13 protein-coding genes are annotated in these 24,455 nt (G+C 44.3%); 5 read left to right on the forward strand and 8 right to left on the reverse strand.

The features are described 5' to 3' along the window. Positions 1 to 3: 3 nt before the first annotated feature. From AC23P2_RS06690 to AC23P2_RS06720, 7 genes are all read right to left on the reverse strand, one after another. The gene (locus AC23P2_RS06690) at positions 4 to 1,938 is read right to left on the reverse strand and encodes a glycoside hydrolase family 97 protein (RefSeq protein ID WP_487772473.1); all 1,935 of its coding nucleotides are present in this window, start codon (positions 1,936 to 1,938) and stop codon (positions 4 to 6) included. Between the two features lie 69 nt (positions 1,939 to 2,007). Next, a complete protein-coding gene (locus AC23P2_RS06695) occupies positions 2,008 to 3,030 on the reverse strand; it encodes a LacI family DNA-binding transcriptional regulator (RefSeq protein ID WP_487772474.1) in 1,023 nt (340 codons plus the stop codon). An 85-nt stretch (positions 3,031 to 3,115) separates the two neighbouring features. Next, positions 3,116 to 4,291, reverse strand: coding sequence for a glycoside hydrolase family 88 protein (locus tag AC23P2_RS06700; RefSeq protein ID WP_487772475.1), 1,176 nt, complete (start codon positions 4,289 to 4,291; stop codon positions 3,116 to 3,118). 82 nt (positions 4,292 to 4,373) lie between these two features. Beyond that, a complete protein-coding gene (locus AC23P2_RS06705; RefSeq protein WP_487772476.1) occupies positions 4,374 to 6,095 on the reverse strand; it encodes a RagB/SusD family nutrient uptake outer membrane protein in 1,722 nt (573 codons plus the stop codon). Positions 6,096 to 6,116: 21 nt separating this feature from the next. Further along, positions 6,117 to 9,674, reverse strand: coding sequence for a TonB-dependent receptor (locus AC23P2_RS06710; protein WP_487772477.1), 3,558 nt, complete (start codon positions 9,672 to 9,674; stop codon positions 6,117 to 6,119). 276 nt (positions 9,675 to 9,950) lie between these two features. Further along, positions 9,951 to 11,057 (reverse strand): FecR family protein, encoded by a 1,107-nt coding sequence (locus AC23P2_RS06715; RefSeq protein WP_487772478.1) that lies wholly within the window; start codon positions 11,055 to 11,057, stop codon positions 9,951 to 9,953. Between the two features lie 164 nt (positions 11,058 to 11,221). After that, entirely contained in the window at positions 11,222 to 11,830 is a 609-nt protein-coding gene (locus tag AC23P2_RS06720; RefSeq protein WP_487772479.1) for an RNA polymerase sigma factor, read from the reverse strand. 150 nt (positions 11,831 to 11,980) lie between these two features. Here AC23P2_RS06720 and AC23P2_RS06725 point away from each other — a divergent pair, with 150 nt between their 5' ends. The 4 genes from AC23P2_RS06725 to AC23P2_RS06740 all read left to right on the forward strand — a co-directional run bounded on the left by AC23P2_RS06725 (position 11,981) and on the right by AC23P2_RS06740 (position 16,593). Beyond that, a complete protein-coding gene (locus tag AC23P2_RS06725; protein ID WP_487772480.1) occupies positions 11,981 to 12,715 on the forward strand; it encodes a hypothetical protein in 735 nt (244 codons plus the stop codon). A 66-nt stretch (positions 12,716 to 12,781) separates the two neighbouring features. Beyond that, positions 12,782 to 13,288 carry a DUF2911 domain-containing protein gene (locus AC23P2_RS06730; protein WP_487772481.1) on the forward strand — a complete coding sequence of 169 codons (507 nt, stop codon included), beginning with the start codon at positions 12,782 to 12,784 and terminating at the stop codon, positions 13,286 to 13,288. A gap of 234 nt (positions 13,289 to 13,522) precedes the next feature. Continuing rightward, positions 13,523 to 14,458, forward strand: a complete 936-nt coding sequence (locus AC23P2_RS06735) for a sugar phosphate isomerase/epimerase family protein (RefSeq protein ID WP_487772482.1) — start codon at positions 13,523 to 13,525, stop codon at positions 14,456 to 14,458. A 77-nt stretch (positions 14,459 to 14,535) separates the two neighbouring features. Further along, positions 14,536 to 16,593, forward strand: coding sequence for a BatA domain-containing protein (locus tag AC23P2_RS06740; RefSeq protein WP_487772483.1), 2,058 nt, complete (start codon positions 14,536 to 14,538; stop codon positions 16,591 to 16,593). Between the two features lie 386 nt (positions 16,594 to 16,979). Here the strand turns inward: AC23P2_RS06740 and purL are convergent, their stop codons facing one another. Further along, the gene (purL, locus tag AC23P2_RS06745; protein WP_487772484.1) at positions 16,980 to 19,229 is read right to left on the reverse strand and encodes a phosphoribosylformylglycinamidine synthase subunit PurL; all 2,250 of its coding nucleotides are present in this window, start codon (positions 19,227 to 19,229) and stop codon (positions 16,980 to 16,982) included. A gap of 522 nt (positions 19,230 to 19,751) precedes the next feature. On the opposite strand from purL, the gene gltB reads away from it, so the two are divergent. After that, on the forward strand, positions 19,752 to 24,329 hold the full coding sequence (gene gltB, locus AC23P2_RS06750; RefSeq protein ID WP_487772485.1) for a glutamate synthase large subunit: 4,578 nt from the start codon (positions 19,752 to 19,754) through the stop codon (positions 24,327 to 24,329). Positions 24,330 to 24,455 lie beyond the last annotated feature (126 nt).

Genomic DNA, 24,455 nt, shown 5'->3' on the forward strand with positions numbered 1-24,455 from the left:
AGGTTACTCCCCTTTTGGGGGCTGGGGGGCTAACCAAATGGCTTGTCCTCCCGAAGCTTTCAAATTCATTTTCAATATACTTTTAGCATCTACTTCCTGTGTTTTAATGCCAACCTTGGTTTTGGTCGGAACGCTGTCATCGTCGGAGTAAATGCGGGCTTGGTATTTTTTACCTTTAGGCAAAAAATCGAATTTTACCTCCAAACTACGGGCGTCATTGTTGGTCATAGTGCCAATAAACCAGTCGTTACCACTTCGACGAGCGGTGGTGATGTACTGCCCAATTTCTCCTTGAAGCACGCGTGTCTCATCCCAAGACGTGGGAATTTGCTTCCAAAATTCCAACTCTGGTTCGCCTTCGTACAAAGCAGGTTTATCGTACCAAAACAAGGTTTGAAGCGGGCTGTAATAAACCGCTGCCATGGCCAACTGATGCGCGTGAGTGGTTTTGATGCGTTTATCAAAGTAGCAGACGGTATAATCGGCCGCTCCACCGATATAGCGCGTAAATGGTAACGTAACGTTGTGGGTAGCATCGGGCATTTCTTCATTCCCACGGATGCCTTCTGCCGTCATAAGATTAGGGTAGGTGCGCATTTCACCCGTCGGTCGCCAATCGTCGTGAACGTTGACCATGAGTTGATTTTCGGCACATTTTTTAATCATTTCTTCCACCCACACCGTCCAACGATGGCTTCCCACTTGGACAAAACCGTATTTTACGCCTTTGATACCCCATTTCTGAAACAGCGGAAAAATTTCGTCGGCTTGTTTGACCAACGCTTGTTTGTTGACGTACAGCCAAATTCCCACCCCCCGTTCTTTTCCGTACTTAACGACCGCTGGCATGTCGATTGGAGCTTTTACTTGGGTAGCGTCCGAATCCCACGTAAGGGCAGGGCCGTACCATTTCCAATCAAACAAAATGTATTGTAAACCACGTTGTTGGGCAAAATCAATGGCGGTTTTAGCTCCTTCGGTGGTCAAGGTCATTTCCCGAATAATTTTGCCAGGTTTTACCCATGACCAATCTCCCCAGCCTTTACTTTTATCGTTGGAAGCGGGGGGATTAAGATTTAGTAAAATGTCGTTGTTCTCAATCAATTTTCCTGGCGTTTCGGCCACCATTATCACTCGCCACGGCGTGCCAAAATAGGTAATGGCGTCCACCTTATCGTCGAGGGAAACTAAAATAGAATTGGGTTTGGAAGGATGCAATTTGAATTTCCCACGTGCATAATCGGTCATGGCAGCCTCGGCCAGACTAACATACAGACCTTCGGGAAGTTTTAGGGTCAAAGGGCGTTCACAATCATCCACCCAATCTTTCAACGGAAGTGAGCTGTATTTTCCTTGTGCCCATTGAGTATAGTAGGCGATACTGCCAGAAGGAAGGGCAAACTCTGTATTCTCCGCTTTGATTTGGTAGTAGCTACCCTTAGGGTTTTCAGGAAAAAAATACCGCAATGCAATCCCTTCATCGTAGGCCCTTACTTGAATTTGCATTTTGTAATCGGCATTACTGGCCTTTTGAAACGACAGGGTTGCCGCTTCAAAATTATCCCTAATGATGGAGCGTTCGCCGTAAAGTGGTTTCCAAGTGGTATCCTTTTTTGAGGTTTCTGTTTTGATAAACGTAAGGTCTTCGCACCAATACTGGGTTTTGTCCACCTTCAACGCCATCGCTAATTCTGAAAGGTGGTTGTCGAGCTGTATGTCTAAGGCAGATTCGAATATCACAGGAGTGTTTTTGTAGGACACTGTATAAAAAATACTCCTTCTACCGTCTGCGTTTTGCTTTTGGTACACCTGACAGGTTATTTTTTTGTCAGGTGACTGAATGGTCGTGCGGGTGTTTTCTAACACTCCCGTTTGTCCCCACACCAACTGGTTGAGCAAAAGGGTTAAGCAAAGGAAAAGCGTTGATGTTTGAGTCATGTTTCTTGAAATTTTGGTAGGTTTTTGTTCTTAACCCTGCCAAGGTTTAAAACCTTGGCAGGGTTGTTATTAGAGTTGTTTTTGAGAGGATAATCGTTTGATGAGCGTCGCAGGCAAGACGTGTTTTTGGGGTAAATACGCTTCGGTACGACGGTTCATGTGTTCGAGTAGGGTCAGAATGAGTTGCTGGGCCATCTCATGAACGGGCTGGGCAATGGCCGAAATGGTGGGTTGGTGAATGCGGAACAAATCGTTGTCATCAAATACCACAATACCAAACTCACTACCGATGTTGATTTTTAAACGGCTCAATACTTCAATGCCGCTGATAGCAAGGTAGTTAGTGGCAAAAAAGAGCGCATCGAGTTGGGGGTGCTGTTTTAGAAACTGTTCTATGTCGTCGGTAATATCCGTTGTTTTGGCGGTTAGATAATCAAACTTAATCAGGTGAGTATCCCTGCGGTGTTCGTAAACGGCGCGTTGGTAGCCCAGCAATCGGTCTATCATCTGTGCTTGGGTGGAGTCTAAGGTGACCAAACCTATGTTTTTGTAGCCCTGAGAAAACAAAAAATCAACGGCTTTGTAGGCACTTTCAAAGTTGTTCATCCCGACGTAACTAGCGTCAACATCTTTGCACTGACGGTCAAAAAGAACAACGGGTAAGTTGCTTTGCATTAAGTCGCGAATGTCGTCTTCGATGTTCTCGGTGGGTGTAATAATATACCCATCGACGTTTCTTTCTCGAAACGTTGCAATCAACTCTTTGGCTTTTTTTGCGTTATTTTTGGTACTGCTGTAGATAATTTTGTAGCCATTTTCGTAGGCAATGTTCTCAATACTTCCCGCAATACTTGAAAAAAAAGTATCCGCAATGTCTTCAACCATAAGCCCAATCACGTTGGTTTTGCCCGTTCGCAGGCTTTTGGCCAGATGATTGGGCTTAAAATTGGTTTTCTCCACAAAAGCCAGCACCTTTTGCGTCAACTCCTCGCTGATTCGTTTTTCTTTGGCTTTGCCATTGAGAATGTACGAAACCGTGGCAGTAGAAATCTGAAGTGTTTCGGCTATGGCTTTGATCGAGAGCTTTTTCATTCAGAATGGTACAAATAGTTCAATAAACAGGTAGCCACTACGTGGCATTAGTTGCCGCAGAGCGGCTACCTACTTGTAGAACGCATTAATTTCCTTTTGATTTTTTCAATTTCATTAGCGCTTCTACGTAATAATAATCGGCATAATTGATAGAAGCATCTATTTCGGTGCCATTGGGGTGATGCCCCGTTGAATGTAAAAGAATGGCGCTATTGGTATCGCCGCTTTGGTACCTTGGCGTTGACAATTCCGCTAACATTGCTTTAGCTTTGTCGAAATACAATTTTTTCTTCGCTGGGTCTTTGACAAACGTCGATAAATCAAGTAACGCCGAGGCCGTCACTGCCGCTGCGGAGGCGTCGCGCGGGGCATTCGGAATATTGGGGGCATTAAAATCCCAGTAAGGAATTAAATCGGCGGGCAAGTTTTTCAAATAGACATCGGTTACTTTTTGCGCAAAATCAAGAAATTCTGGCTTTTTTGTTTCTTTAAAACACATCGTAAACCCGTAGATAGCCCACGATTGGCCGCGCGCCCACATACTGTTGTCGGCGTAGCCTTGGTGTGTTACGCCCGAACGTTTTTTGCCCGTCAGTGTATCATAGACCACCACGTGATAAGAGGTAAAATCGGGACGAAAGTGGTTGTGCATGGTGGTTTCGGCGTGTTTAACGGCGATGTCGTACAACTTTTTATTCCCTCCGTTTTTGGACGCCCAAAAGAGCAATTCCAAATTAATCATGTTATCAATAATGGTGTTGTGTCCACCAAACTTCTTCACTTCACGCGGCCAAGATAAAATCGTTCCTACTTTAGGGTTATACAAGGTCGCCAGTACGTCTGCTGTTTTTAGAATTATTTTTTTGTATTCTGGATTTTTCGTGATTCGGTAGCCATTACCGAAACTGCAAAAAATTTGAAACCCCAAATCGTGGTCAAAGGCGGGTTCGTTGGAAAGCGGAGTCAGTAATCGCGAGAAACGGTCGGCTTCGGTTTTGAGTTTTGGGTCATGGTTATATTCGTACAAATACCATAAAGTGCCTGGCCAAAAGCCGCTTGTCCAGTCGCGAAAATTCACAAATCGCCACTTAGTTGCGCCATGATTGATATTTCGGGGGATATCTTTGGTATTGTCAGGAATGAGTGCGAGGGTTTTTTCGACTTGTTTGGCAGAATAGTCTAGGCTTTTGCCAACAAAAGTTTGAGCCCATATTTTGCTCGACAAAGCCGTTATAAGCAAGATACTAAGCAGAAATTTCATAGTGTTTATGGTTGGAAGGTAGTGGCGACAGTCGCCGCCACTACGATTACTCACTTAATTAACCTTGATGAAAAAAAACTAATTACCAATCAGGATTCTGAGTAAGGTTGGGATTAAGCTGAATTTGCTGTGAGGGGAGAGGAAGTAGGTAGTTTTTCTCTGCCCATTTGCGGTTGCTTTCGAGGCGGTAAACCCCATTGGTGACCTGCGCCTTTATCCCAGCCCAGCGAGTTTCAAAGGCTGTGCCCGTCCAAGTAATCCCTTCGATAGGGGTAGGAAGTTCTGTCTCAGCCGTTTTCCAACGCTTAAGGTCATCCACTCTGAAGCCTTCAAAATACAATTCAATCGTACGCTCGCGGCGTATTTCGGTGCGCATATCCAGCCCATTGCTACTCACCAATCCATTGCTCAATTTAGGCATGGACTTATTTACTCGATTTCTAACGAGGTTGAGTGATTTGTCTAAATCAGCGTCAGAAATTGTTCCGTTTCGCTCATACACTGCTTCGGCGTAGTTGAGCAACACCTCTGCTAGGCGAATAACAGGAAAATCATACCCTTCCTCGTTATCGTTGAGGCGTCGTTCAGTTGCCCACTTTTGGTTTCCATAACCGCTACCCGTGGCTGCGTTGTGTCGTCCTCGGGAGCTTGCTATATCAGCAGCATCACCTCTCCAAGTAGTACGAGCCCCAGGATTTTCGTTGTCCCAGTGATATCTTCCATCGAGCATCAAATTAAAACGCATTCGATTATCGCGGTTGATAAACTCTGAAGTGGTCGTCTTATATCCTTGAAATAGCGTTGACTTATTGATAGGAAGTCCATCTTGGCAGAGGTACATATCGGCCATTTTTTTTGTTACCCAAAAAACGTTGTTCAACGTAGAGTGGGTAATGTTCATTCGAATTTGACGCGAAGCAAAATCGTAGCGATTGGCCAAAATGTATTCTCTGTTAGCTGCTTTTGTCAAGTTGGCTGGGTTTGACTGCTGATTTTCAAGAATAAACATGTATTTCTGGGCCGAATCGCCCAAAACTGTTGGAGCAAACAACTGATATTCATTGCTCGACATCACTGCGTTACTAGCAGCAATCGACTTGTCCAAAAGGGCATTGGCTCGGGTTGAATTTCCTCTAAACTTTTGCCATGTACCTTCAAATAAAGTGACTCGGCCCAAAAATGCTTGAGCAGCACCTTTACTGATTCGTCCTTTATCACCAGCTCCAATGGCACTTTCGAGGGGCAAATCTGTAATAGCAGCTTCAATATCTGAAATGATAAAATCTACTACTTGTTCACGGGTATTACGCGGAGCCTGTAATTCGGGCGATTCGGTCGTGAGGAGTTTATCAACGATTGGAACGCCGCCGTACAATTGCAACAAATCGAAATATAGATAAGCACGGAAAAACTTTGCCTCTGCTACAAAAAGCTTTATATCGGCAGGTTTTGGATAAGAAGTTGCCTTATCCAATAAGTAATTTACGGCACGAATACGCCCATAATTCCAGTTACCGTCGGTCAATGGTATCGTATTGGCACCATTGCTAAAGGCATTTCCTCCGCTGACAAACAGCAAATCACCACGGCGGTCAGCGTGAGGGTTATCGTCCAAAATCGCATTGAACGTCCGCAGATAGGTATAAAATTCATTGGCGGCGAGTTTAAATTGGTCGGGTGATTGCCAAAAGCCCGCATCCGAAATTTCATTGATGGGTTTCATGTCGATCAATGAATTACAGCTAACACTTACAAACGCCAGCGACGCGGCTAAAATTCGAGAGAAAAATGTATTTCTTTTCATAAAAGTGTGCATTTGAAGGAGTTAGAAGGTTACGTTTAAGCCAAACGTGGTATAGCGATAGAATGGATAACGCTGGCTAAACGTCACGACATTGTTGTTTTCGCCGTCGCCATTGTTTGAAACCGTACGAGTCGCTTCAGGGTCCCAGCCATCACGGATTTTGGTGATTTCCCACAGGTCATTTCCTGAGAAATAGACCCTAACTCGTTCCAACTTCGCTTTTTTGGTTAGCTGACTAGGCAAGCTGTAACCTATTACCAAATTTTTCAGGCGTAAATAAGCCCCATTTTCCGCTACCCAATCCGATGGATAATAGTTGTAATTGTTGACCGTCCCTGTCGTTGAAATACGTGGAAGTGACGCCTCTGTCCGTGAGGGAGTCCACCATTGATCTACGAAAGCTGCATTTTGTGCTTGGAAAATGACCGCAGCGGGAATACGCCAGTTACCGTCACGAATAATAGTACGCTGTCCAACTCCTTGGAAGATAAAGTTTAAGTCAAAGCCTTTAAACTCTGCGCCGCCGTTGAACGAATACGTTAACCGTGGGTTGTCAGTACCTAGGAATTTAGCATCTTCGGGGAAGGTGATTTTTCCGTCACCGTTTAAGTCTTTGAACATATTGTCTCCCAATGCCAAACGTGAATTGGCTTGTGCGGCGGCGGCACCGCTAGGCATTCCAATGTTATTGCCAGTGATGTATTTGCGGTAGGTTTCTAGTTGTTCGGCGGTTTGGATGCGACCTGCGTACTCAAGTCCAAAATAAGAACCAATTGGATACCCCTCGACGGCAGTATTGTATCCGCGAGTTCCTAAACCAATGATGTTTTGTCCGCCAAAACTGAGTAGTTTGTTCTGGTTATCTGAGATATTGCCGCCAATTCGGTACGTAAGTCCACCGATTTTCCCGCGCCAATTAAGCGACAAATCCCAACCCCATGTTCTTAAATGACCATTGTTACCTTGCGGTGCACTTGCCCCTAAAACAGCAGGGTAAGTACGGTTGAGGAGCATGTTTCGGTTGTTTTTGACAAAATAATCAAAACTACCCGTCAAGCGATTTTTTAGTATGCCAAAATCTAACCCAATGTTTTGATTTTCAACTTTTTCCCACGTACGGTCAAACGCAACGAGTGTTCCGCTAGGCGCTATACGTACGGCTGGAGCGGTACCTAAGATAGGAAATCCAGAGCTTTGTTGGTTGGTAGAGAAAGATAAGTTTAAGAACTGGATGTAATCGTACGACCCAATCCCGCTTTGGTTACCCAACCCTCCGTAGGAAGCACGCAGTTTCAACATGTCGAAGAATCCCGCGTTTTTAATAAAGTTTTCTTCTGATAGCACCCATCCCAGCGAAACTCCGTAGAACATTTTCCAGCGATCTTCGGGACGAAATTTTGATGAACCGTCGTAACGTAGGTTGGCTTCGACCAAGTAGCGGTCTTTGAATGCGTAGTTGAAACGGCCAAAGTAACCAGCAATCGCGGTGTGGTATTGGGACTCACCTACCGATTTTGAGGTAGGATCACCCGTACTTAGGTTCAACGAAGGAGGAACACCCATCACCACATCAAACGTTTTGGCTAAAATACGATTGTATTCAAAACGCTCGTATTGAGCTCCCGCCACCGCTCTGATTGAATGCGCATCGGCCACGTTTTTGTTGAATTCCAAATAGCCACTTGCCGTTACGTTTGACTCAGTTTTGGTACCACGTTGGTACGACGTTCGTGCTGGTAAGTCTGAAATTTTTGACGTACCTGCATAATCATACCAAGAGATAATATTTTCCATCGTACGATAATCGGTATTTAACAAATAGTACCCCGATGAGGCGACAGCTTTCAAACTAGGCAGTAGGTCGTACGTTAGTTTAAAATTGCCATTGAGGCGTGTATTTGATTCGGTGTTATCCCCGCCGTAAGCAGCAATTGAGTTGACAGAAGCATTTCCGAGCCCCGATCCCCAAACGTAAGGCAATCCTGTTAAGCCGAGCCCAGAGAGTGGTTTTCCTGGTTGGTTTCCGTTGTTTAAAACGTCGCCTAGGCGGGTAGGCTGAACAATGGTATTCCGCTCAATCGAAAGGTTGCTTTCGAGGTTTAATTTCTTAGAGAATTGATAATCGTGGGCCAAACGAAGGTTGTAACGCTTGTTAGAGTTATTACCTGGTTGTAGCAAACTACCGTCGTTCAAAAAGCCTAAGGAAATACGGTAACCAGATTTATCAGAACGCCCCGAGATACTGAGCTGATGCTCTTGAGAGTGTGCTTTTCCCCATAACACATCTTGTTCGGTACCGTTGAAAAAGGTAAAGTCTTTCACATCCGAAAACAAAGTGGCTCCCTGTACGCTCATTGCATCGTATTGGGCTTTCGTCATCCAGTCGATGCCGTTTTGTTTGGCCGCAATGGCTACGTTGGCAAAGTTGAACCAGATATCGGTGGCTGGAAAACCGTCGGTTTCGCGGGCTTCTTTGACCAATGGACCCCAGCCGTTCATGTCAACAAGTTTGGGTAAAAGACCCGTATTTTTTTGCGATAAAGCCACGTTGTATTCTATGCGTGGTTTGCCGTTTTTGGCGCGCTTGGTCGTAATTAAAACAACCCCACCTGCGGCGCGTGAGCCATAAATAGAGGCGGCGGCGTCTTTTAAGAAGGAAATATTTTCAATGTCGTTTGGATTAAATGAATTCAAAGCACTCACCCCTGGTACAGGCAATCCATCGACAATGACGAGCGGTTCTGTGCTATTGATTGAAGCAGCTCCTCGAATTTGAAAATTCCAACCTTCGCGGCCAGGTTGTGAGGAACTACGGGTGACGGTTACACCTGCTACTTGACCTTGTAAAGCGGCTAATGGGCTTGCTACTGGGCCACGGTCTTGGAATGTTTTTGCGTCAACGGTGGCTACAGAGCCCGTCAACGTAGCTTTATTTTGGGTACCATAGCCTACAACGACTACTTCTTGGAGGCTTTTAGGGTCGGGGCGAAGCTGAACTGTGAGTGTTTTGCGCGAGCCTACCGCCACTTCCTGTTTTTCGTACCCCAAAAATGAAAACACCAAAACAGCTGATTCGTCAGGAATGGAAAGAATAAAGCGCCCGTTTGGGTCGGTGGTTGTACCCCGAGTCGTGTTTTTTATGGCCACACTTACCCCTGGCATAGGTTCATTTTTCTCGTCAGTGACAGTTCCACTCACCGAAATATCGACAGACTGAGGTTCGGCGAGGGTACTTTGCTGGGGCGTAACGGCAGCAGAATATTCTTGACGGAGCAAAATCTGAGCACCGTTTACTTCATACGAAATATTTAACGGCTTAAACAGTGTCTCAAGAATAGTTGCAAGTGGCTGATTTTGTGCGTTTAAATTAATTTTTCGCTCGGCCTTAATTTGTTGCGGGCTATAAACAAACCGCACGGAAGCTACCTTGCTGATTTTGCGAATAGCAAAGTCAAGGTTTTGGTTTTCAATTGAAACCGATAAACGTCGGTTAAGTAATTCTTGGGCATTACCGTTGGTGGCCAATACCCAAGTACAGGTCCATACCGACAGTAAAAATTGATACAATGAAAGACGCATGATTTTTAGGCAAATCTTTAGCGTTTTAGAACCATTTTTCATACATTTGAAACGTTTTCAATGTTAATTTTTGAGACAAAAAGTCCCCTGTCCGACGTCCTGTCGGAGAGCTGCAAGCCTGAGAAACTTTGCGGGGACTGACCTGAAATCGGGGACGTTGGCGCGTTTCCGATTTCTTTTTTTTATAGGGGAGATGTTAGGATGTGTTTATATCATGCAGTACAAATGAGGTTTTTAGGTTGGGTTTGAATCATTACGTAGTTGATTTGGGCATGTCTAATTGGGGGTGCAACCTTTTCCTTGGATGATAATTTGGGCATTGACGATCTGATATGTGGCATCAATAGCTTTACAGATTAAATCCAATTGTTGATAAAAGCTCTCGTTGACAAACTCCGCACTGATTTCACAATTTTTAACAACGTCTTTATCGTACAAAATTTCGATTCCGTACGCCTGACTAAGTGTCTCAAAAGCTTGGCTAACTGGCGCACTGTTGAAAGTAAGACCCGAAGACTTTTGAGGCGCAACTTCAACAATGGGGGCGGGAGTACTTACTAAGGTCTTCTCAATATTTTCATCTTTTCGGTCAAAAATAACTTGCTGATTGGGCGTAAGAATCGTTCCTGTCAATAGAGTACTTGAGGCTTTATCTTCCTGTTCTTCGGCCGAATAGACCGACACTTTACCCGTTTTGACAATCACTTCTACTTTTTCAGCTTTGTCAAAGGCACGTACCCAAAAACTCGTGCCGAGTACCTTGGTAACCAATTCGTTGGCATATACCAAAAAAGGTTTTTGTGGGTTTTTGGTTACTTCAAAAAAACCTTCTCCACTCAAGTAAACTTCACGAGTAGCGGAAGCAAAGACTCTGGGATAACTTAATCGACTAAGCGGCGATAGCCGAACTTTACTGCCGTCGGGGAGTGATACCCATTTTTCGGTTTTATCGTCGTTGATTACCTCCACAAGTTGTGTCCCCAACTGGTTTTTTCGTACTTCATAGGCAACAGGCGGGTTGAAATTGGTTTGATAAATCGTATATATTGCTCCAACTAACCCCAAAACTACCACAGCTGCTACGGCCTGTTTCCACCAGCTTATTCGATTAAGCAATGGTTTAACAAAAACATTTTCACGATTTCGTGCTTCCGAAAGTTGATTGAGCGCTTCTTTTAACTCATCATCGCTCAAAAGCTCGTGAGAACGGTGCATTTTGAGCACAAATTCCCTCGCTTTTGAGATATTTTCGTGCTGATGAGGATGGTCGAGTAGCCATTTTTCCCAAAAAGAACGTTCGGAGGGAGAGTTTTTAAGAACCCACCTCCTAAACGAATCATCTAAGACAAATTCGGAAACCGTATATTCGTTATAATCTTTCATAGATTTAATTATCAAATTTGAAGGTGTGTTGTAATGAAATAGTACTTACCAAAGAAGGAATACCCTTTTTTGGAGAAAAATTTTCAACTTTTTTTCAAAAAGGAAAAATTGACTTGCTAATGCGTTGATCGTGAGAGTCTAGTGTTTTGCCTTTGGTTAAACGTTTAGGCAAGTTTTTTGACATAGCGCATTAAAAAAGGAAGCAAGAGAAGCAGCGTTGGAAGGATATTTTTGAGTTGGGTCAATGCTCGGTACAAAAAATTCGCGACGGTTTGCCGCTCCACATCCATGATTTGGGCGATTTCTTCGTTGCTGAGTCCCTCGTAAAATTTAAAGAAAATTACCTCTTGTTGGCGCGTTGGAAGTTGCTCGATGGCCTTGCGAATCGTTTGTTCTTGTTCTGAAAGTACCTCCGCATGAATTAAATCGCCTTCAATGTTTGACGTTTCAATGAGCGTATTCTCTTCCACCTCTTGGTAATCAAACCAGCCCTTATCAAGTTTAAGCTGCCGCACTAAATTGTTTCGCAGGGCTTTTATTAAATAAATAGTGACATAGGGTGTCTCAACCAGGCGTTCGCGCCGTTCCCATAATTCTAAAAATAAATCTTGAATGCAGTCTTTGATGTAATCGCGGTCTTTGGTGAATCGGGTAGCGTAATTGAAAAGCATTCGGTAGCGCAATTCGACCAACTGGTCAAAAGCATTTTCATCCCCTGTTTTAAAGCGGCTCCACAATTCGGCTAACAAAGGCTCATCGACGGGTACTGGCATATACAAAAAGGAAGTGGTAGCACAATATTACGAGGTCAGTTGAAATATAGCTAATTCCTTTCATTATTTTCTGGGTAAAAAAATAAAGACATTCTTTGAATGAATTGTGTTATTTTTAGGTTCATTAGCAAACAATTTAGCCATAAGACGATGAAAAAGATGTCTATCAGCCTGCTTTTCATTGGGTATTGTTTACAGGCTTTAGCCCAAGATAAAAAAGCGTACAGCTACTTTTTGCCTGAAACCAAAATGACCGATCAAGATGCACGTATTGAAGTGAATCAAAAAGGTGATACCATTTTGGTGGCTTTCTATCGAGCATTAGAGGCAGTTAATAAGACCAATAATACCTTTACAAAGGTATATAAAGGAACACCTTTCTTTAAAAACGGGTGGTTCAAGGGAAGAACGGTTGAGAAAAATGGGCACGAGGCCGAGTATTTGATGGCTTATAACCAACAAAAAGGCGTGCTTCACGTCATGGCTAATCCACTTTTGGAGGCAGTTACGATGAAGCCAACTGAGTTTGTTCTTCAAAACCACCGTTTTGTCCTACTCAAAAATCAATACTATGAGCCTATTTACGAGGGGAAAATGATGATTTTGAAAGAACATCAATGTTTGCTGCATTCAAAAAGTAGTGTCCAAAACACGGGTTATGAGGCGTCGGGGAGTGAGAGTGAATATGAAGGCGAATTTATCAAAACGACGAAATACTACTGGTATGAAGATGGTAAACTTTCGGGCATTCCAACAGGAAAACGCTTTTTTAAACTGTTTGGAAATCAGGCGAAACAAATGGAAATGTTTGCCAAAGAACGCCAGCTTACGCCGACTAACGAAAAAGGTATGATTGAAATCGTTAAAAATTTTAACTCACTTTGACAACTTTCTCAAAGGAGTTTCGTTTATTAGTAGTTCAACCTAATCATTTATTCTTACAAACAACAAATGAAAAATTTATTCGCAACTCTGTTTTGTATGCTTGTTGCATTGACATTTGCCTACAGCCAAAATCCACCAGCGAGCCCTCGCGTAACCGCTGAAAATGGTAACATCAAAATCGTTTATGGACAACCTTCTAAAAAAGGTCGGGTGATTTTTGGGGCTGAAGGAAGCCAAAGCTTAGAAAAGTACGGTAAAGTATGGCGTACAGGTGCCAACGAAGCGACCGTAATTACGTTCAAAAAAGACGGAAAGCTAGGTGGCAAAGACGTAAAAGCAGGAGACTATGCTTTCTTTACAATTCCTGGTGAGAAAGAATGGGTAGTAATTTTGAACAGCGAAGTAAAACAGTGGGGTGCGTATAACTACAAGCAAGACAAAGACGTACTTCGTGTCACAGTACCTGCAACTACATCATCGAGCCCAGTTGAAAAACTTACCATCGAAGCCAAAGACAACGCAATTGTATTGGGATGGGACACCGCAGGTTTCTCGGTACCTGTGAAATTCTAATAACACCAATTATAGTATAGATTTAGAAGTCCAGCCGAATGGCTGGGCTTTTTTTGTGTAAACTCCTCCCAGCCTCGGAGAGGCTAAACGTTTGTAGCAAAAGTTTGTTGGCATCTTTTCTGTATAAATTCCTCCCAGCCTCGGAGAGGCTAAACGTTTGTAGCAAAATAATTTGAACCAAAAACGATAAATTTTGTCGTTAATTGGCTTTTAAGCAGATAAACCCATGTTTTTATGCAAATTACCCGTCGTCAGACTTTGTCTTTACTCACCGCTACCACAGGAATGAGTATGTTGCCAGAAACTTCGCAAGCCGTTGAGCCTGCCAAATCAGCCTCTTTTGTGCCTTGTTTGAACATGAGCACTATTCGAGGACAAAAATTAGGATACATCAAAGAACTAGAAACGGCTTCTAAAGCAGGCTTTCGTTCGGTTGAAATTTGGATGGATACCCTCCAAGAATTTATAAAAAATGGGAATACTCCTGCTCAAGCCCGAAAAGTGGCGGCGGATTTTGGTATAAAGCTCGAAAATGCCATTGGTTTTGCGGCTTGGATTGTTGACGATGAAACAGCACGAGCCAAAGGCGTGGACCAACTCAAACGGGAAATGGAGCTGTTGGCAGAAGTTGGCTGTATGCGCGTAGCGACCCCGCCAGTTGGAGCACAAGCCCCTCAAGCCCCACGCATAGACCTTCAAAAAGCGGCCGAACGTTACCGTACCATTCTTGAAATAAGCGACCAAACCAAAGTAATTCCGCAATTGGAACTGTGGGGTTTTTCCAAAAACCTCAACAAGCTAAGTGAGGTCATGTACGTAGCGATAGAAAGTGGACACCCGTCAGCGCGGTTGTTGTTGGATGTATATCATTTGTTCAAAGGCGGTTCAAGCTTAGATACCCTCAAGTTGGTGGGCAAACCTGGCGTTGAAATATTCCACATCAATGATTATCCTGCAAATTTCCCGAAAGAAACCATCGTAGATGCCGATCGCGTGTATCCAGGTGATGGAATTGCACCTATTGGCCAAATTTTGAAGACCATCAAAAACCCAGAGCGGCCCATTGTGCTTTCGTTGGAAGTATTCAATAAGACCTATTATGCCCAAGATGCTCTTGAAGTTGCCAAAATGGGCTTGGCAAAAATCAATAAAGTCATCGCGGGGATTTGATTTTCGTGTAGAATCTAAACGCTTTGCACGATATTTGCGTTTAGAGTTCTAACGACTACCGATAACACCAAACCTGAATGCAATTTCTTTTTCCGACCTTTTTGTGGAGTTTACTGGCAGTGGGGATTCCAATTGCCATTCACTTGTTCAATTTTCGCCGCACCCGCCGTATTTACTTTTCTAACGTCTCGTTGTTGAAAAACGTTGAGATGGAAACAAGTTCGTTTCGGCGTTTGAAACAGTACTTGATATTGGCAACCCGGGTACTTGCCATTGCGGCCTTGGCATTGGCGTTTGCTCAGCCTTATCTTCCAAGCGAAAATAAATCTGGAACCAATGCCCAAAGCGTGACGAGTGTTTATTTGGACAATTCGTTCTCAATGCAGAACGAAGATAATAACCAACGTTTTTTTGACATTGCCACAGGAAAGCTCGATCAATTGTTGACGCTGTTCAGGAATGCCACCCGTTTGCAGCTGATTACCAATGATTTTGACGCTCAAGAGCAACAACTCACAACCACCGACCGCATCAAAGACCGCTTGACAACCCTCAAGCTTTCACACACGCCACGTTCGCTGCCAAGTATTTACAAACGTCAGGTGAATTTGATGTCGAGGTACGCAGGGAGTGGAAAAAATCATTTTTTTTGGTTTTCGGACTTTCAAAAAAGTACTGTTGGCGACGTAGCAAGCCTTAAAGTTGACTCTACCAATCGGTTGTTTATTGTGCCTGTGCAAGCCGTTGCGAATCAAAATGTGTATGTCGATTCGGTGTGGTTGAATACGCCTTTTGTGAGGGAGTTTCAAAACAATATTTTGTACGTTCGGGTGAGTAATTCGGGCAATGATGACGTTCAGAACTTGGTTGTCAAATTGTTTTTAGACGATGTTCAAGTTTCGACCGCGCCCGTCAATCTTGCTCCAAAAGGCTCGGCGACGGCTTCGTTCAATTTTAATGTTCGCGGGAAAGGTTTCAAGCGTGGCCGAATTGTATTTGACGATTTGCCCATTACGTTTGACAACGAATACTTTTTTGTGCTAAACGCTTCGCCCGTCATCCGCGTCTTGCATTTGTACGGACAAGCAAACCCTAATCGTTCGATTGAAAATGTTTTTGCTAACGACAGTCTGTTTGCCATGCGTAGCTTCAACGCTAATAATGCCGACATTGGCTTATTAAAGCAGATCGATTTGGTCGTTATAGAAAGTGTGGAGCGGGTAGAAGGAGCGATGCGCACCGAATTAGAAAATTTCGTCCGTAAAGGAGGAAGTATTTTGGTTGTTCCCCCGTCGAACCCCGATATAGCTTCTTACGGAGGGTTTTTAAGCGTCCTTGGTATAAATTCATTGAGTGAACGTACTTCTAATGAGCCCATTCCATTGACCAATCCTGAGCGGAAAAGTCCGTTTTTTAGTGATGTTTTTGAGCAATCCATTCGTCAAGAGAACCTTGAATTACCAGTCTCAAAGCCCGTTTGGCAATGGCAAGCAGGGGGGGCAAAGTTGTTGAGTTTGCGGAGTGGAGACGTCTTCTTGAGTCAGTCGGCTGTTCAGCGGGGCAAAGTTTACGTCTTGGCCAATCCGCTTACGGAAGCCTTTGGAAGCTTTGCTCAAAATGCACTTTTTGTACCAGTGATGTACAAAATCGCCGCGCAAAGCGTACGTGAGCAGCGGACAGCCTATTCGTTTGATGAAAACAATATCGCACTGACTGTGCCAGATTTGCCACAAAATACGATTTTTAAACTCAAAAAAGGTAAAATAGAGTTGATTCCAGTTCAACGCTTGAATGGAAATCAATTGACGCTCGAATTGCCGAAAAGCAACCAATTGACCACCGAACAAGACATGGAGTCGGGCTATTATGAGTTGCAAAAAGACGGACAAGCCGTTCAATTGTTGGCGCTGAATCACGACAACCAAGAATCGCAATTAGATTATTACACGCCTGATGAACTTCGGAAACTATTTGCCAATCAGCCCAACGTACAAGTGTTTGATCACGTGGCGGACGGTGATTTTGTGAAAGAGTTTCAAAAACAAAACATTGGTGTCAGCCTTTGGAAATATTTCTTGTGGGCGGCGTTGGCGTTTTTGCTTTTAGAAATATTAGTCATTCGTTTGATAAAATAAAGGGGGGGGCGTACCGCTGGTTTTGAGAAACCAGCGCAAACGCAGAGTGTGCAAAAGGTTTCTCAAAACCTTGCCCAAGAATGAAACGCAAGTTTTTTTTGCCCCAATTTGAGGAAAAGTTTTCCCGTTTTGTAAAATATACGTTTGGTTCAAATTTTTGATAACTTGCAACAAACGACTCTAAACTTTATAGACATGAATGACTTAATACGGGGATTATTAGCAGGCTACGGCGCAAAAAAATTAGGAGGAGGCTGTGTAAGCACAGTCGTTATATTTTTAGTCCTTTGGTATGTTTTAGGACAATGTAGTTAAAACGACCAACTACAAAAAAACGCCGTCAATTTTCACTGACGGCGTTTTTTATTGGTATAAATTCTACCAGACTAACTCATGATTTTACCCAATGAGTTGTCGTATAAATCTTTAGCCTCGGCTCCTGAAATAACCATTTGCTTATCCACCACAAAACCTTCTTTCGTTACTTTACCAAGCAACGCGTGCGTGATTTTTAGGTCGGCACCAAGCACCTTTTGGAAGTCAGCTTGTTTATCAGGGCTTACACTTACCAACACGCGGCTTTGGGCTTCGCCAAACAAGAACGCATCAGCGCGGTACGGGCTTTGGGTTGCAACTTCAAAACCAAACCCGCGAGGTAAAGCCGACTCAGCCAAAGCGATCATGAGACCACCATCAGAAACGTCGTGAACTGACTCAACCAGCTGATTAGAAATTAATTGTGCTACTGCTTGTTGCAATTCATATTCCTCATCGAGGTCAAACGCGGGAGCAGGAGAGGCTTTTACACCACGGTATGAGTATAAGTATTCCGACGAAGCGATGTCGTTTTTCGGCTGACCTACCAAGAAAATCAAGTCACCTTCGTTTTTGAAATCAAGGGTCATTTGGCTTTCAGGTTTTTCCATCAAGCCAATCATGCCAATCGTTGGGGTTGGGAACACTGGGCCGTCGTCCGATGATTGGTTGTAGAAACTCACGTTACCACCCGTCACAGGTGTACTAAATTTGCGACAAGCTTCGCCCATTCCCTTAACGGCATGAACAAATTGCCAATACACTTCAGGAACGTACGGGTTTCCAAAGTTGAGGTTGTTGGTAATCGCCAACGGCTCGGCACCTGTACAAACAAGGTTACGTGCCGCTTCCGAAACCGCAATTTGTGCACCAATAAACGGATCAGCATTAACGTAACGAGCGTTACAGTCAACCGTCATGGCAATGCCTTTTTGGTAGTTCGGGCGTTCTACGTCGCGAATACGAACCACTGCCGAGTCCGAAGGACGGTTGGTCGAACGGTTGGCCGTGCCTACCATCGAGTCGTATTGCTCATAGACCCACTTCTTAGAAGCGATGTTTGGATGCGAGAGAAGGTGACGCGTTACGGACGCAATTTCAGCGGCTGAATTTACGTCAGCTACCGAATTAATATCAAATTTTTTGAACTCTTGGTAATAAGCAGGCTCGCGGTATTCGCGGTGGTTTTGAGGAGCACCGCCACCTAGCACAAGGTCGTGAGCAGGCACATCGGCAATCAATTCGCCGTGTTGGAAGAAATGCAAACGTCCGCCTTCAACCACTTCACCGATTTGAGCGCAATGCAAATCCCATTTATCAAAAATACCTTTGATGACATCTTCTTTGCCTTTTTCAACCACCACCAACATACGTTCTTGTGATTCAGAAAGCAAAATTTCCCAACCTTTCATGTTGGCTTGGCGCGTTGGTACTTTATCGAGGTCGATAATCATTCCGTGTTCGCCTTTGGCACTCATTTCAGAGGTTGAGCAAATAATACCCGCAGCGCCCATATCTTGAATACCAACTACGTATCCCGTGCGAATGATTTCAAGAGAAGCTTCCAACAGAAGTTTCTCCATGAACGGGTCACCTACTTGAACGGCTGGCAACTTTTCTGTTGACTTTTCAGAGATATCTTCTGAAGCAAAACTTGCCCCCCCGATACCGTCTTTGCCCGTTGCCGAACCTACAATAAATACGGGATTGCCTACACCATAGCTAATGGCGCGAGCTACTTCTCCCGCTTTTACAATCCCTGCCGAAAAGGCATTAACAAGCGGGTTGGTGTTATAACAATCATCAAAGAAAACTTCACCACCTACCGTCGGGATACCAAACGCATTACCATAGTCGCCGATTCCTTTTACTACCCCTTTCACTAGCCATTTTGTTTTGGCTAATTCGGGGTTTCCGAAGCGGAGAGAGTTTAATTGAGCGATGGGACGCGCACCCATCGTAAAAATATCACGGTTGATACCGCCTACACCCGTTGCCGCGCCTTGATAAGGCTCAAGAGCTGAAGGGTGATTGTGAGATTCAATTTTAAAACTACACGCAAGGCCGTCGCCAATGTCAACCAGACCAGCGTTTTCTTCACCTGCTTTGGCAAGCATACGGTCAGAGTCGCGGGGGAGGGTTTTAAGCCAAACGATTGAGTTTTTGTACGAGCAGTGCTCCGACCACATCACCGAGAATATGCTCAACTCAGTGAAGTTGGGCGTGCGGCCTAGTATTTGTTTGATTTGTTCAAATTCTTCGGGAAGAATACCTAGTTTTTTGGCGGTTTCGACGGTTGGTAGTTGTTCTACGTGTTCCACGAGCGGAGGAGTTGGGGGATTGGTGATTTGTACTAAAGGCGCAAAGTTAACTTTGACGGCACCTATTTTCTAACATTATTTTATATTTTCTTCCTTGCGTGCCTATTTGAACGTCTTTTTTCAGGAAATACTCACTTCTTTTTACAAAGAATACTCATCTAAACTGGTCGAAAAAGTCGAAAAACTGGGCTTGATTGCAAAAATGTAAAAACAGAGTCCTGATAGATAACTCTAATTGATGAATTGTTAATGAAAACGAGGTTTTTTTGAAAAATATCTTACGAAACTAGATATTATTGCGAAAATATGAAATATTAATCTTTGGTGTTATGAAATTGTAAAATTCCAAGATAATTTGATATATTCTCAATATTTTAAAAATACAGATACAATATTTGGTAAAAAGGTTGTTGTACCAAATAAATTTTTGTGTAACTTGCGTGAGATTAAAGTTCCGTAGAAGTACTTAGGCAACAAAGTGACGAATCGGAAGTCAACCAACCCCCAATATACAACAAAACCATGTTAGAATCTGCCCAACAGGGGTTATATCGCCCCGAGTTTGAACATGACGCATGCGGTATTGGTTTCCGCGCCAATATGAAGGGTCGCAAGTCTCACCAGATGGTCGCTGATGCGATTACGATGCTCGAACGTATGGATCACCGCGGTGCTTGCGGTTGCGATCCTAACACGGGTGACGGTGCTGGAATTCTTATTCAAATCCCTCATGAATTTTTTGTGGAAGAGTGTACCAAATTAGCCATTACCCTCCCAGCTGCGGGTGAGTACGGTGTTGGTATGATTTTCTTCCCTAAAGATGAAAAACTTCGCAGTGAATGCCGCGATATACTCAACCGAAAAATCAAAAAGTTGGGTATGGAACTGCTAGGCTACCGCCGCGTTCCAACACGCAATGATGTTTTGGGGGAAGGCTCCTTGTCGGTAGAACCACAAGTAGAACAACTATTCATCAAACGCCCTGATTCGGTGACGGATGAGTTGGGTTTTGAACGTAAATTGTTTGTACTTCGTCAATACGCCACTCGTATAATCAACGATACTGTAGTGGGTGCCAAAGCGCATTTTTATTTCTCGTCGCTTTCGTGCCGTACTATCTCCTATAAAGGTCAGTTGACAACAGGTCAGCTGAACTATTACTTCCCTGATTTGCACAGTGAATCAGTCGTTTCGGCCTTTGCTATTATTCACTCACGCTTTTCGACCAATACTTTTCCTTCTTGGAAACTAGCACAGCCCTTCCGTTATGTGGCCCACAACGGTGAAATTAACACCGTACGTGGTAACGTCAACTGGATTCGCGCTGGTGAGAAGTCGTTCTGGACAGAGCACTTCACCAAAGAAGAAATGGACATGTTGTTGCCAATCTGTGATTTAACTAACTCAGATACGGCCAACTTGGACAACGCCATCGAACTTCTGTATTTGTCCGGACGCTCATTGCCGCACGTAATGATGATGGTCGTACCTGAAGCTTGGGATGGCAACGAGGCCATGGATCCAGAACGGAAGGCTTTCTACGAATACCACGCAGCGATTCAAGAACCTTGGGACGGCCCTGCGTCGATTTCATTTACGGATGGTAAAATCATCGGTGCTACCCTCGACCGTAACGGTTTGCGTCCTTCGCGTTATTGGGTGTTGGACGACGATACCATTATTATGGCTTCAGAAGCAGGGGTGCTCGATATTGACCCTGCCCGTGTTGTATCAAAAGGGCGCTTGCAGTCGGGTAAAATGTTTGTGGTGGATATGGAACAAGGCCGTATCATCCCCGACGAAGAGCTCAAAGCCGATATTTGTTCACGTCAGCCGTATCAAAAATGGTTGGATGAAAATAAAATCAAAATTTCTGACCTCGAACCTTCACAACGCCCGTTTGCTCCGTATGACGATAAACTTTTACTAAAACGTCAAATCGCGTTTGGCTTTACTTCAGAAGACCTACGGATGGTGATTGGGCCGATGGCCGAGACTGGCTATGAGGCGATTGGTTCGATGGGAGTCGATGTGCCATTGGCGGTATTGTCGGATCAAAGTCAGCACCTATCCAATTACTTTAAGCAGCTTTTTGCGCAAGTAACCAACCCGCCGATTGACTCTATTCGGGAGCGTTCGATCATGTCTTTGATTTCGTTTGTGGGTTCTACCGAAAACCTATTGACCGAATCGCCGCTGCATTGTCGTCAGATTGAATTAGAACAACCTGTATTGACCATCGAAGAATTTGATAAACTTCGTTGGGTGGATAAAGACCATTTTCAAGCCAAGACAATCAATACCTATTTCCGTGCCGATCAAGGTGGAAAAGGACTAGCGCGTGCGTTGGAACGTATTTGTACCTACGCCGAAGACGCGATTGAAGACGGTTTTGAAATCATTATTTTGTCTGACCGTGCCATTGACTCTGACCACGCACCGATTCCGTCGTTGCTGGCCATGTCCACGGTTCACCATCATCTGATTCGTAAGGGGTTGCGTGGTAAAGTAGGTATCCTTGTAGAGGCAGGTGATGTGTTTGAAACACACCACGTTGCAACACTCATTGGTTATGGCGCTGCGGGGGTATGTCCTTACATGGCATTCCAAACCATCGCTTACATGAACCGCCAAAAGATGATTAACGGAGAGTTTGAAAATTCAAAACTGAACGCTAATTATATTAAGGCGATTAATAAAGAATTGCTCAAAATATTCTCAAAAATGGGTATATCGACGCTTCAGTCATACCAAGGAGCGCAGATTTTTGAGTGTTTGGGTATCAACAAAGACGTGATTGACAAGTACTTTACTGGAACCATTTCACGTATTGGCGGGATGGGTATCGAAGAAATCGCCCGTGAAGTATTGGTTCGTCATAAAGTAGCCTATCCAGAAACGCCAATGGTAAATCCGCACCTAGAAGTGGGTGGTTTCTACCAGTGGAAACAGCGTGGAGAAGCACACATTTTTAACCCGCAAACAATTCACCTTTTGCAACAATCGACCCGCAAAGGTGGAGAAGAAGGATATCAAATTTTTAAGAAATTCTCAAAACTCATTGATGATCAGACCCAAAAAGCCCTTACGCTTCGCGGTTTGATGCGCTTCAAGAAAGGAAAAGCAATTTCAATCGACGAAGTAGAGCCTGTTGAAAGTATCTTCAAACGTTTTGCCACAGGAGCGATGTCGTTTGGTTCAATTTCGTGGGAAGCACACACAACGCTTGCCATTGCCATGAACCGCATCGGGGGTAAATCAAACTCAGGTGAAGGGGGCGAAGATGAGATTCGCTATCAACCGCTTCCCAACGGCGACTTTATGTCGTCAGCCATTAAGCAGGTAGCATCAGGACGTTTTGGGGTAACGAGCCATTACTTATCAAATGCCCAAGAACTTCAGATTAAGATGGCCCAAGGGGCAAAACCTGGAGAAGGAGGGCAGTTGCCAGGCCATAAAGTCGATGATTGGATTGGACGTACGCGCCACTCTACACCAGGTGTAGGCTTGATTTCGCCGCCACCTCACCACGATATTTACTCAATTGAGGACTTAGCTCAGTTGATTTATGACCTTAAAAACGCCAACCGTGCCGCACGTATCAGCGTGAAATTGGTATCAGAAGCGGGCGTAGGAACGGTTGCCACAGGGGTTGCCAAAGCGCACGCTGACCATATTCTTATTGCAGGCCACGATGGAGGAACAGGGGCGTCTCCGTTGAGTTCAATTCGCCACGCAGGTCTTCCTTGGGAGCTTGGGTTGGCCGAAACGCACCAAACATTGGTGAAAAATAAACTTCGCGGACGAGTGACTGTGCAGGCCGATGGCCAAATGCGTACAGGTCGTGACTTGGCGATTGCGGCCTTGTTAGGTGCCGAAGAGTTTGGCGTAGCCACCGCCGCACTCGTTGCGACGGGCTGTATCATGATGCGTAAGTGTCACTTGAATACTTGTCCAGTGGGAGTTGCAACGCAACGCAAAGAATTGCGGGCACTTTTCACAGGAAAACCAGAACACGTAGTGAACATGTTTACGTACATGGCACAGGAGTTGCGCGAAATTATGGCGCAGTTGGGCTTCCGTACTATCAACGAAATGGTGGGACAAGCACAACACCTCGAAATGCGTGATGATATTAAACACTGGAAATACAAAGCATTGAATTTCAACGCAATGTTATTCAAAGAGCCAGTAAGCCTTGATGTTGCGCAATTTAAACAAGAGGAACAAGACCATGGAATTGCTGAGGTAATTGACTGGCAATTGATGGAAGCCGCCAAACCAGCCCTCGAAAAAGGAGAAGAGGTTTACGGAGAATATCCTATCAATAACCTCAATCGCTCGGTAGGAAATATGCTTTCCAACGAAATATCAAAAGTATATGGCGGCGCTGGGTTACCAAACGGAACCATTCACTTTAAATTCAGAGGAACGGCAGGACAAAGTTTTGGTGCTTTTAATACCTCAGGAGTACGTCTTGAGCTAGAAGGCGATGCCAACGATTATTTTGGAAAAGGACTTTGTGGGGCTGAACTCGTGGTTTATCCAGACCGTGAAGCCTCGTTTGTACCAGAAGAAAATATCATTATCGGTAACGTAGCCTTTTACGGAGCAACTTCGGGAGAGGCGTATATTCGTGGAACTGCTGGAGAGCGTTTCTGTGTGCGTAACTCTGGAGCAAAAGTAGTCGTAGAAGGGGTAGGAGATCACGGTCTTGAGTACATGACAGGTGGTGTTGCGATTATTCTCGGAGAAGTTGGACGAAACTTCGCGGCGGGTATGTCGGGTGGAGTTGCCTATGTTTGGGATAAAAACGCCGACTTTACACCAAAAGTAAATCCTGAAATGGTAAGCGTAGATGCCTTGACCGACGAAGATAAAACGATTGTGAAAGGTTTTGTAGAGAAACATTTCCAATATACCACCAGTAATGTTGCATTTATGATGACCCAAGACTGGGATACGTACTTGAGTCAGTTTGTGAAGGTATTGCCAAACGACTTCAAGAAAGCTTTGGCAAGCCGTGGAATCAGCCTATCGCAACAGATTGCTGATAAAAACGTCGTCTATCAAGACATCGTTGTTGATGTAGCCCAATAATTAGCCCATCCCTTAATATTCGGCCTTGCAGGCAGGTTTTCCTGCCTGTAGGGTTTTGAAAAACAAAGCAAATAAGCTAAGAAAAGCACATCTGGATTCATTTCTCAATCGCTCATTTAATCTTTT

This window comes from Runella sp. R0.1_18, from assembly GCF_057652155.1.

Excerpts from the sequence above, each read along its gene's own strand:
- AC23P2_RS06700 (WP_487772475.1), bottom strand. The coding sequence starts at position 4,291 with ATGAAATTTCTGCTTAGTATCTTGCTTATAACGGCTTTGTCGAGCAAA.
- gltB (WP_487772485.1), top strand. The coding sequence starts at position 19,752 with ATGTTAGAATCTGCCCAACAGGGGTTATATCGCCCCGAGTTTGAACAT.
- AC23P2_RS06735 (WP_487772482.1), top strand. The coding sequence starts at position 13,523 with ATGCAAATTACCCGTCGTCAGACTTTGTCTTTACTCACCGCTACCACA.
- AC23P2_RS06690 (WP_487772473.1), bottom strand. The coding sequence starts at position 1,938 with ATGACTCAAACATCAACGCTTTTCCTTTGCTTAACCCTTTTGCTCAAC.
- AC23P2_RS06715 (WP_487772478.1), bottom strand. The coding sequence starts at position 11,057 with ATGAAAGATTATAACGAATATACGGTTTCCGAATTTGTCTTAGATGAT.
- AC23P2_RS06725 (WP_487772480.1), top strand. The coding sequence starts at position 11,981 with ATGAAAAAGATGTCTATCAGCCTGCTTTTCATTGGGTATTGTTTACAG.
- AC23P2_RS06705 (WP_487772476.1), bottom strand. The coding sequence starts at position 6,095 with ATGAAAAGAAATACATTTTTCTCTCGAATTTTAGCCGCGTCGCTGGCG.
- AC23P2_RS06695 (WP_487772474.1), bottom strand. The coding sequence starts at position 3,030 with ATGAAAAAGCTCTCGATCAAAGCCATAGCCGAAACACTTCAGATTTCT.
- AC23P2_RS06740 (WP_487772483.1), top strand. The coding sequence starts at position 14,536 with ATGCAATTTCTTTTTCCGACCTTTTTGTGGAGTTTACTGGCAGTGGGG.
- AC23P2_RS06720 (WP_487772479.1), bottom strand. The coding sequence starts at position 11,830 with ATGCCAGTACCCGTCGATGAGCCTTTGTTAGCCGAATTGTGGAGCCGC.
- AC23P2_RS06710 (WP_487772477.1), bottom strand. The coding sequence starts at position 9,674 with ATGCGTCTTTCATTGTATCAATTTTTACTGTCGGTATGGACCTGTACT.
- AC23P2_RS06730 (WP_487772481.1), top strand. The coding sequence starts at position 12,782 with ATGAAAAATTTATTCGCAACTCTGTTTTGTATGCTTGTTGCATTGACA.